This is a genomic window from Dactylosporangium sp. NPDC050588 (assembly GCF_040654975.1).
Taxonomy (GTDB): Bacteria; Actinomycetota; Actinomycetes; order Mycobacteriales; family Micromonosporaceae; genus Dactylosporangium; species Dactylosporangium maewongense.
In genome coordinates, this window is the sequence record NZ_JBFAJA010000054.1 from 61479 (window position 1) to 74208 (window position 12730).

At 72.3% G+C, this 12730-nt stretch carries 6 protein-coding genes; 5 read left to right on the top strand and 1 reads right to left on the bottom strand.

Annotated features, from left to right (window positions below):
• The 5 genes from AB0I21_RS33420 to fxsT form a co-directional block, all read left to right on the top strand.
• The coding region (locus AB0I21_RS33420) for a WD40 repeat domain-containing protein (RefSeq protein ID WP_360567148.1) at positions 1-3699 on the top strand (3699 nt) is incomplete at its 5' end.
• Positions 3700-3984: 285 nt separating this feature from the next.
• Entirely contained in the window at positions 3985-4161 is a 177-nt protein-coding gene (locus tag AB0I21_RS33425; protein WP_360567150.1) for a hypothetical protein, read from the top strand.
• Between the two features lie 8 nt (positions 4162-4169).
• Positions 4170-6491 carry an FxsB family cyclophane-forming radical SAM/SPASM peptide maturase gene (locus AB0I21_RS33430; protein WP_360567151.1) on the top strand — a complete coding sequence of 774 codons (2322 nt, stop codon included), beginning with the start codon at positions 4170-4172 and terminating at the stop codon, positions 6489-6491.
• A 155-nt stretch (positions 6492-6646) separates the two neighbouring features.
• A complete protein-coding gene (locus tag AB0I21_RS33435) occupies positions 6647-7876 on the top strand; it encodes a TIR-like protein FxsC (protein ID WP_344512226.1) in 1230 nt (409 codons plus the stop codon).
• The gene (gene fxsT, locus AB0I21_RS33440) at positions 7873-11781 is read left to right on the top strand and encodes an FxSxx-COOH system tetratricopeptide repeat protein (protein WP_360567154.1); all 3909 of its coding nucleotides are present in this window, start codon (positions 7873-7875) and stop codon (positions 11779-11781) included. Before AB0I21_RS33435 ends, fxsT begins: the two co-directional genes overlap by 4 nt.
• Before the next feature lie 20 nt (positions 11782-11801).
• Here fxsT and AB0I21_RS33445 read toward each other — a convergent pair whose 3' ends face one another.
• A complete protein-coding gene (locus AB0I21_RS33445; RefSeq protein ID WP_360567178.1) occupies positions 11802-12695 on the bottom strand; it encodes an alpha/beta hydrolase in 894 nt (297 codons plus the stop codon).
• Positions 12696-12730 lie beyond the last annotated feature (35 nt).

Consider the following 12730-nt stretch of genomic DNA (forward strand, 5'->3'; position numbering starts at 1 on the left):
CTTCACGAACGCCCGCCGGGCGAAGGCCCTCACAAACGCCCACCGGGCGAAGACCCGCCGGGCAGAGACCGGGATCCCGGGTTCCGCACCGTCCATACGCTGCGCGCCGACTTCGTCCCGGCCCTGCTCGGCATCCCGGGCGTCGGCCCGCGGCTGGTCGAGCGGCTCTTCCCCCTGTCGAAGATGACACCCGCCGAGATGCACGCCGCCGTCCTGCGGCCCGCCGAGGCGCGCGGCGTCACCTTCCAGCCGGGACTGGTCGACAAGATCGTCGAGGACGCTGCCCGGGGGTCGCTGCCGCTGCTGGAGTTCATGCTGACGCGGCTGTGGCAGACGCAGCGCAAGCGGCTGATCGACTACACCGGCTACCGGCACCTGGGCGAGATCGGCGAGGTCCTCGACCAGTTCGCGGACAGCCAGATCGCCAAGGTCGCCGACACCCCGCGGGCGCTGCTGGACCAGGTGCTGCTGAGCCTGGTGCAGCTCGTCGGCGACGACGTCGACCGGGCGATCCGGCGCCGGGTGCACCTCGCCGGACTGCCGCCCACCCACGAGCGGGTGCTGCAGCACCTGGCCCGGGAGCGGCTCGTCGTGTTCGACAACGAGCCGCAGTCCGGCAGGTTCGCCGAGTTCGCGCACGAGGCCCTGATCCGGTCGTGGACCTACCTGCGTGACCTGGTGCGCGGCAACGCCGAGTTTCTGATCTGGCTCGACATCACCCAGCGGCGGATCCGCGAGGACGACCCGCTGCCCGAGTCGCGGATCGCCGAGGCGACCGCCTGGATCGAGCAGCGGCCGGAGGAGATCCCGTTCGACGTTCACGACTTCGTCGCCAGGAGCCGGGCGGCCGCGGAGGCGCGCAACCGGGAGACGGAGGACGCGCGGCAGCGCGCGGAGGCGGCCACCGACCAGGCCGAGGCGCTGCGGCTGGCGGCGGACTGTGAGCTGGTCGCGCGGCTGCCCAGGGTGCCGACCCATGTGGCGCTCGCGCTGGCGGTGGAGTCCGTACTGACGAAGCCGACGCTGCAGGGCAACCTGGCGCTCCAGCACGTGCTGCGGCAGCACCCCCGGACGCTGCGGCAGATCGATTCGGGGGTCCCGCCGACGGCGGTGGCGTTCGACCGTGAGGGGACCCGCATGGCGATGTGCGGCTCCGGTGGCGAGACCCTCGTGTACGACACGGACACCGGTGAGGTGGTGGCCGCGCTCACCCACCCGGCCGCGGTGATGGTGGCGGCCTTCGACGCCGACGGCGACCGCCTCGCCACGTCGGGGCAGGACCAGGTCGTGCGCGTCTACAACCTGGCGGACAACCCGGCGGACGGGGCGCCGGAGCCGCTGGAGATCCCGCAGCTCGGCGAGGTGACGTGGATCGAGTTCGACCCGGGCGGCGCGCTGCTGGCCACCGCCGACCGCAACGGCACGGCGCGCGTCCACGACGCGGCGACCGGGGCGCAGGTGGCCGAGTTCGGGCACGAGGGGCCGGTCTCGAGGGTGACGTTCGCACCGTACGGGCAGCGCCTGGCCATCGCGTCGCACGACGGCACGGCACGCGTCGTCGACGCCAGGACCGGCCGGCAGCTGCTGGCGGTGCGGCACACCCGGGAGGTGCTCGACATCGCGTTCGCCGAGGACGGCGCGCGGCTGGTGACGGCGAGCGGCGCCACGGCCCAGGTGTTCGACCTGCTGACCGGTGCCCCGGTGGCCCAGTGCCAGCTGGAGCGCCCGGTGACCTCGGTGGTGTTCAGCCCGGACGGCACCCTGGTCGCGGCCGCCGGACTGGACTGGACCGCGCGGATCTTCCGGGCCGGCGGCAACGGCTCGCTCGTGGTGCTGCCGCACGACGGCGCGGTCCTGGCGGTCGCGTTCTCGCCCGACAGCACCCAGGTCGCGACGGCCAGTTTCCGGTCGGTACGGGTCTTCGACGCCGCGACGGGCACCGAGCGGGCCCGCCTCGACCACGACAGCGAGGTGTTCGCGGTGGCGTTCACCGCGGGTGGCCACCGGGTCGTCGCGGCGGCGAACAACGGCTCGGCGCTGGTCGTCGACGTGACCTCCGGCGCGGAGCGCACCCGGTTCCGGCATTCGGGTGAGGTACGGGCGGTCGCCTTCGACCCGGGCGGCGCCTGGCTGGCCACCGCCTCGAACGACATGACCGCCAGGGTGTTCGACGTCGGCACCGGGCGGGAGCGGGCGCGGATGCACCATCACGCCGAGGTCCTCGCGCTGGCGTACGGGCCGGACGGGCGGCGCGTGGTGACCGGCGACCGGGAGGGGTTCGCCCGCTCGTTCGACGCCCGCACCGGCGCGGAGCTCATCCTCGGCCGGCACGGCGCCGAGGTCCCGGCGGTCGCCTTCGCCGAAGCCGGCGACGGCGACGGCGACCGGGTGGCGACGATCGGCAAGGACGGGTTCGCGCGGATCTACGACGCGCGGACCGGCGTCGAGCTGCTCGAGCTGCCACACGACGGACCCGTCACGGCGGTCGCGTTCGACGGCGCCCGCGACCGGGTCGTCACCGGCGGGCACAACGGGGTGACCCGGGTCTTCGACGCCGCCACGGGACTGGAGACCGTCGAGTTCGTCCAGGACCGGGCGGTGGTGGCCGTCGCCGTCTCGCCCGGCGGCGCGTACGTGGCGACCGCCAGCTACGACGCGACCGCGCGGATCTTCGAGGTGGCGACGGGGCGCGAGCTGGTCCGCCTGCCGCACCACGACGACGTGGTCGCCGTGGCTTTCTCACCCGACGGCAGGCTGCTGGCCACCGGCAGCTTCGACAAGTCCGCCCGCGTCTTCGACGTGGAGACGGGGATCGAGCGCGGCCGGATCGACCACTTCGAGGCGGTGGTGGCCGTGGCGTTCTCGCCCGACGGGGCCAGGGTCGCGACCGCCAGCCACGACAAGACCGCCCGCCTGATCGACGCGACCAGCGGCGCCGAGCTGGCCAGGTTCGACCATCCGGACTGGGTGACCGCGGTGGCGTTCGCGCCCGACGGCACGCTCGTCGCGACCGCCTGTCGGGACGGCTCCGCCCGCACGTTCGAGGCCGACCAGGCGCTGTTGCTGGAGCGGGCGGTGCGGCACATGGTGCGGCCGATGCGCAACGGGGAGCTGCGCCAGTACGGCCTGCGCCCCAACTGCCGGCACGTCGAGCACTGGGCCCGGCACAGGGCGGAGGCGGGTGACGTCGAGGAGATGCGCCGGCTGCTCACCATTGTGCTTTCCCGCCGCGACGAGGTTTCTCTGGTCGAGGCTGAGGCACTGCTCGAACGACTCGAAAACCGACCCGAAATCGACCTGAGTCTTGAGCGCGGCGGTCGGGCGGTCCGGCGGCACGCGTTTGACGAGGCCATTGCCATCTGGAGGCGGGCGGCACACGCCGGAAATGTCCAAGCGGTCGCGCGACTCGCGCCGATTGCCGCCGCGGACGGCAATCTCGAAGAAGCGAAGCGGCTGCTACTCAGAGCGGTGGAAGACCTTGATCAGGCCACCACGTACCTTGCGGTGGTGAGTCGCAAGCTCACGCAACGGCAGCGTAACCATCTGCGAGCGCTCAGTGGCCCTGCGGATACCGACGCGATGAACTTCCTGGGCCTCGCGGAGTACCTGGACGGCCGCCCGGTCGAGGCCGGCAAGCTGTGGGCGAGCAGCGCTGAGCTGGGCAACTGGAGCGCCCCGATCCTGCTGTCGCGGCTGTAGTCCTCCCTTGTATCGCCCCGGTCCGCGATGGGCCGGACGAAAAGCGGGAATGACTACGCATGGTCACGAAACGGTGAGATGATCCAGGTGGAATACCCGATCCAGCTCCACTGAGCCACTGCGGGGTGACTGCCCGCGAGCCCGCTATGGCGCAGGCATGCATTCGGCTAGAGTGGCGGAGTTCCAGGCGCGCGTGATGATCAATGCCACGGCGTTTGGTGCCCACCTGCATTATAGCAATCGCCTGACCAAGGCACCTACAGCTTCCCTAGAAGGATCAACTTGATGAAGACAAGTGTCGAAGACCGGCCGCGTTCGGCGGGTAATGCAACCGCTGTTGCCGCCCGCGTGCCGCTGACCCGTCTTTCCGACGACGACAGCCGCCGTATTGTCGAGCGCATCCTCGAAGACGTCGACGGCATTACGAGCCTCGACGTGGCCGCCTTCAATTCGTCGATCTAGCCACCACAGTGGACAGTGGCGGGCGGGTTGCGAGCGGCCTGAGCCAGTTCGTGCTCAAGGTCCACTCGCGATGTGATCTTGCCTGCGACCACTGCTACGTCTACGAGCACGCCGATCAGTCGTGGCGCCGCCAGCCGCGGACGATGGACCGCGACGTCGTCCGGGCGACCGGCGCCCGCATCGCCGAGCACGCGAAGGCACACGGCCTCGCGAGCGTGCGGATCGTCCTGCACGGCGGGGAGCCGCTGCTGCTCGGTCCGCAGAGGATGCGCGAGCTGGTGGGGGAGCTGGTCGCCGCCCTCGACCCGTTCGTCCACGTCGACCTGCGGATGCAGACCAACGCCGTGCGGATGTCCACGGAGTTCTGCGACCTGTTCCGCGAGTTCGACATCAAGGTCGGCGTCTCCCTCGACGGCGACCGGGCCGCCAACGACCTGCACCGCCGGTTCCGCAACGGCGGCAGCAGCTACCGTGAGGTCGTCGCCGGGGTCGCGCTGCTGCGCCGGCCCGAGTACCGGCGCAGCTATGCCGGCCTGCTCTGCACGGTCGACCTCGCCAACGACCCGGTCGCGGTCTACGAGGAGCTGCTGCGGCACGAGCCGCCGCGGGTCGACTTCCTGCTGCCGCACGGCACGTGGGACCACCCGCCGGCCCGCCCGGGCGGGGAGGCCGCCCCGTATGCCCGGTGGCTCGCGACGATCTACGACCGGTGGCTGGCCGATGGCCGGCCCACCGGCATCAGACTCTTCGAGTCGCTGCTGTCCACCGCCGGCGGCGGACCCAGCTACAGCGAATGGGTCGGCCTCGACCCCGCGGACCTCGTCGTGGTCGAGACCAACGGCGAGTGGGAGCTGGCCGACAGCATCAAGATCACCTACGACGGCGCCCCGGCGACGGGGATGGACGTCTTCACCCACAGCGTCGACGACGTCGCCGGCGCGCCCGGCGTCGCCCGCCGCCAGCTCGGCCTCGCCGACCTGTCCGCGACGTGCCGGGCCTGCCCCGTCGTCGCGCAGTGCGGCGGCGGCCTGTTCGCCCACCGGTACAGCACCGGGCGCGGCTTCGACAACCCGTCGGTCTACTGCCCCGACCTCATGGAGCTGATCCAGCACATGCGGCACCACCCACCGGCGCCCTCCGAGCCCGCCGCCCCCGTCCCGGACGCGATCGCCCTCCCGCTGGAGCACCTCGACGCGATCGCCCTCGCCGGCGACGACGTCACCGCGGTCGAGGCGCTGGCGTCGGCCCAGCTGGCCATCACCCGCTCGCTGCTCCGGGAGGTCACCAGGCGGTGGCCGGACGACCCGCACGTGCGCGGCGGATGGGACCTCCTGACCGCCGTCGACCAGCAGGCGCCGGAGCCCACCGACGAGGTCCTGCGGCATCCGTACGTGCGAGCCTGGGCCGTCGGATGCCTGTCCGGCACCGGCTCCGCCACCCCCGGCTACCTCGCGGTCGTCGCGGCGGCGGCGGCGATCAGGGCCGAGGCGACGGTCACGGTCACGGTGCCGGCCCAGGCCGGGCAGCTGTACCTGCCGACCCTCGGCACGGCGGTCCTCGCCGGCCGCGCGCACTCGTCCGCGGTCGTGGCCGTCACCGCCGGCGGGTTCACCCTGAAGGCCGGCGACGACGCGGTGACGGTGCCCGACGCCGGCCGGGAGACCGCCGGGTGGCGCCCGATCCGCCAGGTCATGCCGGGCCTCGCCCTGGAGGACGCCGACCCGCACCGCGACTGCCACAAGTGGAAGCCCACCGACCGGCTCGACGACGACACCGCGCAGCGCTGGCGCCAGGCCCTCACCGCGGCCTCCCGGCTCATCGCGGTCGAGGCGCCGGCCCGCGTCGGCGGCCTGCGGGTGGGCCTGCGCACGGTGGTCCCGCTGCACGCCGCCCCCGGCGGCGACAGCCGGGCGTCGACGACGAAGCAGGCCTTCGGCACGATCGCCGCGACCCTCGCCTCCCCGGCCGAGCTCGCCGTCGTGCTGGTCCACGAGTTCCAGCACAACAAGCTCAACGCCGTCCTCGACGCCTGCGACCTGGTCGACCGCACCGACCCCCGCCGGCTCAAGGTCGGCTGGCGCACCGACGCCCGCCCTGTCGTCGGCGCCCTGCACGGCACCTTCGCCCACCAGGCCGTCGCCGACATCTGGCGCGCCCGAGCGGTCCGCGCCGACGCCCCTGATGCCGCCGACGCCTGGCGCAACTACCGGATGTACCGCGACTGGACCGCCGACGCGGTCGACACCCTCCAGTCCTGCGGCGCCCTGACCGACCTGGGCGCCCGCTTCACCACCAACATCGCCCGCTCGATGACCGCCTGGCCCGACTGACCTGACCGCGGAGCCTTGCGCGAGAAACTGTCGTAGTTCCGCGTAGGGCCCGCCGCCGGGAGAGGCTGGCGTGAGGTTGAGTCACGCATTTACTCTGGTCGTACCTTGCGCCGGGTGACGACGGGAGTGCCTCGAGTGATGTCAGAGCGCGCCCCGTGAGCCAGCCGGACGACGGCGTCGACGAGCCCGTCCGCCGGTACTTCTACCTCAGCTATGCCCGCCCTCGCGCGACGGCGGCCATGGTCACCCCGGACCATTGGGTGAAGCAGTTCTACGAGGATCTCGTGCAGCACATCCGCGCGATCGTCGGCCCGGGCAAGACCCCGATCGGCTTCGCGGACGTGGCCGTGCCCGCCGACCGTGACCGGCAGGCGGAGATCCAGGCCGCGCTCGCGTCCGCGGACGTCTTCGTCGCGCTGTACTCGCAGAAGTACCTCGTCAGCCGCGAGGCGCGCAGCGACCGGGCGACGTTCATGGGCCGGCTCGCGTCGGCGGCGAACGGCACGCCCGCCGAGGAGCACATCCTGCCGGTGCTGTGGGCGCCGCTGCCGGGCAACGTCTACCGGGCCGAGGTCGCCGACGCGCGCCGGTTCGCCGAGGACGTGCCGGAGTACGTGATGAACGGGCTGAGCGTCCTGTGCCGGATCGGCACGTTCCGCAAGCAGTACGAGCGCGTGCTGCGGCGGATGGCGGAGGAGGTCGTGCGCATCGCCGACCGGTCCCCGCTCGTCGCGACGCAGACCGTGGACATGGTCGAGGCCTACCGGGTGCGGGTGTGGCCGACCGCGCCGTTCACCATCGCGGTCCTCGCACCGACCAGCGGCGACCTGCCGCTGCCCGACGGCCGCGGCACCGCGCACGGCTACGGTCTGCGCGCCGAGCACTGGAAGCCGTTCGCGGGCGGGCACGCCGTCGCGGACGAGGTCGCCGCCGAGGCCGACCGGCTGCGGTTACCGGTGGACGTGGTCGGTTACACCGCCGACGACTCGATGTACCGCGACTACCCCGGCATGATCCTCATCGACCCGTGGATCCTCGCCACCCCGGGCGGACGCGACCTGGTGCGCTCGACGCTGCGCTGCCCGTACTCGTGGGTGACGATCGCGGCGGTCGTCGACGAGCACCACCCGCGGTTCGAGCCGCACGGCACCCGGTACCTCAGCCAGCTCGAGTCGCTGCTGCGCCGGACCGACCGGTTCATCCGGTTCACCACGGTGGCGAGCTGGCGCAGCGAGATGCCCGAGATCGTCAGCCGCATGCGCCGCGAGTACATGAACAACGGACCCAGTTACGCGCCGGCCAGCCCGCCCGGCACCAGGCCCCGCCTCGGCCGGCCGGAGGCCGGGCGCGGCACACCGTCCTCCAGCGAGGGTGAGGAAGCATGAGTGACCACCGTGACGGCAAGGTCATCACCTTCTACTCGTACAAGGGGGGCACCGGCAGGACGATGGCGCTGGCCAACGTCGCCTGGATCCTCGCCGCGAACGGCAAGCGGGTGCTCGTGGTGGACTGGGACCTGGAGTCGCCCGGCCTCGCCCGGTACTTCAGCCCGTTCCTGGACCGCGCCGCGCTCGACAGCACCGAGGGCGTCATCGAGATGATCCGCGAGTACGAGTGGGCGACCACCCGGCACCGCGGCGACGACGAGCGCTGGTACGAGGAGTACGCGCGGGTCCAGAAATACTCGTTCTCGCTGCGCTGGCCGGGCTTCCCCGACGAGGGCACGCTGGACTTCCTGTCCGCCGGCCAGCAGAACAACGACTACTCCAGCAACCTCGCCGCGATGGACTGGGACGCGTTCTACGAGCGGCAGCGCGGCGGGCTGTTCCTCGACGCGCTGCGTGCGGACATGAAGCGGCACTACGACTACACGCTCATCGACAGCCGCACCGGTTTCAGCGACGTCGCCGACATCTGCACGATCCACCTGCCGGACACCCTCGTCACCTGCTTCACGCTCAACGACCAGGGCATCGACGGCGCCGCCGACGTGGCGCGGCTGGTCGACCGCCGGCACCGCAAGATCAGGGTCCTGCCGGTGCCGATGCGCGTCGACCCGTCGGAGCAGGAGAAGGCCGACATCGGCCGCCGGGTCGCCATCCAGCGCTTCGCCGGCCTGCCGGTCGGCCTCGACCCGGACCAGCGCGGCGAGTACTGGAAGAAGGTGGAGATCCCGTACCGCGCCTTCTATGCCTACGAGGAGGTCCTCGCCGTCTTCGGTGACGAGCCGGGCGTGCGCACGTCCCTGCTGGCCGCCTACGAGGCGCTGACCGCGCAGATCACCGGCGGGGACGTGACGAGCCTCCCGCCGATGGACGAGGTGACCCGGCAGCGGACCAGGGCCCGGTTCATCCGGCAGGCCGTGGTCGCCGAGCGGGAGGTGCTGCTGCGGTACGCGCGGCAGGACCGCGTCTGGGCGGAGTGGGTGACGCACGTGCTCCAGCAGGCCGGCGTCCAGGTCATCGACCCGTGGGACGGCGACCCCAAGGACACCACCGTCGACGGGTTCACCCGCACCCTGGTGCTGGTCTCGCAGGCGAACGTCGAGCGCGAGGCGACCCACGTGGTCCCGGACCGGGCCGCGGACCGGGCGCCGTTCGCCGTCTACGTCGCCGACGTCCGGCGCCTAGCCGGCATCCCGCAGGCCAACACCGCGACCGTCTTCGGCGCCACCGCCGAGGTGGCCGTGGACAGGATCCTGCGGCTCATCGGCGCCGACGTGGAGCACGTCGAGGCGGAGGTGGCCGGCGGGCCGCGCTTCCCGGGCCGGGACAACCTGGTCTTCAGCATGCCCAGCCGCAACATCCGGTTCACCGGCCGCGAGCAGGACCTGCGCCAGCTGCGCGACCAGCTGCGCGCCGGCACCGCGGTGGTGCTCGCCGGCAACGAGCCGGTGGCGCTGCAGGGCATGGGCGGCATCGGCAAGACCCAGCTCGCCATCGAGTACGCGTACCGGTTCCGGGCCGCCTACGACGTGATCTTCTGGATGAACGTCGAGCAGTCGAACGTCATCGAGACCGAGCTCGCCGACCTGGGCACGCTGCTGGGCGTGCCGGCGCGGCAGTCGACGCCCGAGTACGCCCGCGCGGTGCTGCAGAGCCTGCAGCACACCGACAAGCGCTGGCTGATCGTCTTCGACAATGCCGAGGACGCCCCGGGCATCGAGCAGTACCTGCCGACCGGCACCGGCCACGTGATCATCACGTCGCGCATGTCGACCTGGGGCGAGCGGGTCAAGCTGCTGCCGGTCAACGTGTTCACCCGCGACGAGAGCAAGCAGCACCTGCGCCAGCGGGTGCCGACCATGCAGGACGTGGACGCGGGGCGCATCGCCGAGCTGCTCGGCGACCTGCCGATCGCGGTGGCGGCAGCCGCCGCGTGGCTCGCCGACACCGGCAACGCGGTCGACGAGTATCTCGTGCACATCGCCCGGTCCGGGCCGCGAGGGCTGCGCGAGCCGCAGTCCGACACCCCGATCGAGGCGACCTGGGACCTGTCGCTGCGGCGGCTCAACCAGCGCTCGCCGGCCGCGTACCGGCTGCTGCAGATGTGCTCGGTGTTCGCCCCGGAGATCGCGCTCGACCTGGTGTACAGCGACGAGTTCGCGGCGGCGCTGCGCCCGCTGGACCCGAACGTGTCCGACTACATGTTCCGCGCGTCGCTGGTGCAGCAGGTGCACCGGCTCGCGCTGCTGCGGCTCGACCTGCGCGGCGAGCCGGGCAGCCGGGAGCGCACCGGCACCGTGTTCGTCCACCGGCTCCTGCAGCACGCCGTGCGCATCCGCATGAGTGAGGACGAGCTGACCCAGACCCGCCGGCAGGTCCACCGGGTGCTGGCCGCCGCCCGGCCGAAGAACCAGGAGGTCGACGACCCGGACGCCTGGCCGCAGTACAGGATGCTGTGGCCGCACGTGGAGGTCACGAAGGCCGCGTTGAGCGACGACGAGTCGGTCCGCGCGCTGATGATCGACCGGGTCCGGTACCAGTGGCTGCGCGGCGACCTCGTCGGCGCCCGGCAGAGCGCCGAGCAGTTCGACGCCATCTGGTCGCAGATGCTGGAGGAGACCGAGGACCCGGACCAGCGCCGCACGCTGCACCGGCAGCTGCTGCACCTGCGGTTCAACCACGCCAACATCCTGGGCTCGCAGGGCAACTTCACCGACTCGCTGCGCCTGGACGAGGCGGTCCTCGCCACCCAGCAGGAGCTGCTCGGGGCGCGTCACCCGCACACCCTGATGACCGCCGGCGGTCTCGCCCGTGACCTGCGTGGTCTCGGCCGGTACCGGGAAGCCCTCGACACCGACATCTCGACCTACGCGGCGTGGCTGGACGACTTCGGCGAGGACTACCCGCGCACCCTCGCGGCGCTGAGCAACCTCGCCATCTCCTACCGGCTCATGGGCGACTTCCACGAGGCCCGGGCCCGCGACGAGGCGGCGTACAACTCCCGCAAGTCGATCCTCGGCGAGTCCAACCCGTACACGCTGTACTCCGCGACGAACCTGGGCCGGGACATCCGCGACGCGGGCGACTACGACCAGTCCGTCGACTGGCTCGCGTCGGTGTACGAGCAGTACAAGGTCACCCGCGCCGAGGACTCCCGGGGCATGCTCGTGTGCCAGACCAACCTGGCCGTGTCCCTGCACAGCGCCGGCCGCGCGGCGGAGGCCGCGGAGCTGCTGCAGTCGGCCAGCAGCCAGCTGTCCGTCACGTTCGGCCGCACCAACCCGGACGCGCTGAGCAGCCGGCTGAGCCTCGCGGTCACCCTGCTGTCACTCGGGAAGTTCGCCGAGTCCCGGGAGCTGCTGACCGACGTGTACGAGACGTACCGCGACAACCTCGGCGACGAGCACCCGCACACGCTGGTCTGCATCGGCAATCTCGCGCTGCTGGCCCGGGCGCAGGGCGACCACGAGCTGGCGGTGCGGCTGGCCGAGGAGGCCGTCGAGGGGCTGCACCGCAAGCTCGGCGACGAGCACCCGTACACGCTGTCGACCCGGATGAACTGGGCGGTCTGCGTCGCGGAGACGCCGGGCGGCCTGGACAACGCCATGGAGACCCTGGAGCGGGTCGCCGAGCAGATGCAGGTGGTGCTGCTGCCCGACCACCCGAACGCGCTGCGCTGCCAGGCGAACCTGAGCCTGGTGCGGCAGCTGGCCGAGGTGGGCGGCGGCGACTTCGTCGACCGGGTCGCGGCGCTGGAGGAGCGGGTGGGTCAGCAGCATCCGACCGTCAACGCGCTGCGCCGGCGGGAGCTGGTCCACCGGATCATCGACCCGCACCCGTACTAAGACCGCCGCCCGGCGGCGGGCTACAGCGCGTCGCCGGTCGGGACGGGGTCGGCGGCGAGCCAGACCAGGACCTCCGGCAGCGCCTCGACGGCGCCGAAGTGCGCGGTCTCCAACTGGACCCGCACTTCGGCGTGCGGGATCCGGCCGGCCAGCCAGCGGCTGTGATTCACGGGCGAGAAATTGTCGTCGGCGCCGTGCCACAGCAGGACCGGTCCGGTGATGTCCTCGAACGCGAATCCCCAGTTGTTCTGAAATGCGAGATCGTCGTCGATCCACCCGTACGGCCCGCGGCGCAGCGCCTCGCGATAGGTGTCCAGGAACTGCCGCCGGATGGGCAGGCCGTTGACCACCCGCCGGTCCGCCTCCGTCATCTGCTCCCAGAGCTGGTCCATGAACGACTCGGGGTCGTCGGCCGTGCGGCGGGCCAGCTCGTCCAGGCGCTCGGTGAGCGCCGCCTGGTCCGCGTCGGCGGCGGTGTGCTCGTCGACGTTGGCCTCGGTCATCCCGTCGTACCAGTCGAGGCCCTCGGCGTCGCGCGGGGCCAGGCCGACCAGCACGGCCGTGCGGGTCACCCGCTCGGGCAGCAGGGCCGCGCAGGCGAGGGCGTGCGGGCCGCCGCCGGAGCGCCCGACGACGGCGAAGCGGTCCAGGCCGAGCGCGTCGGCGATGGTCTCGACGTCGGCGGCGGCGTCGGCCACGCGCCGCCCGCGGTGCCGGGTGGAGTCGCCGTAGCCGGGGCGGTCGTAGGAGATCAGCCGGACGCCGAGCCGATAGAGCACGCTCGATCTGGGGCGCGGCCCGAAGCGACTGCCGGGCGTCCCGTGCAGCAGCACGACCGGCGTCCCGCCGGGCGCTCCGGACGCCGCCACGAACAGTTTGCGACCGTCCGCAGTGATGACCTCGCGGCTATCCATATCGACGTCGGTCACAGAGTTGCCTTTCGGTGCCG

Coding starts and splice junctions, on each gene's coding strand:
- fxsT (WP_360567154.1), top strand. CDS start 7,873: ATGAGTGACCACCGTGACGGCAAGGTCATCACCTTCTACTCGTACAAG.
- AB0I21_RS33425 (WP_360567150.1), top strand. CDS start 3,985: ATGAAGACAAGTGTCGAAGACCGGCCGCGTTCGGCGGGTAATGCAACC.
- AB0I21_RS33445 (WP_360567178.1), bottom strand. CDS start 12,695: ATGGATAGCCGCGAGGTCATCACTGCGGACGGTCGCAAACTGTTCGTG.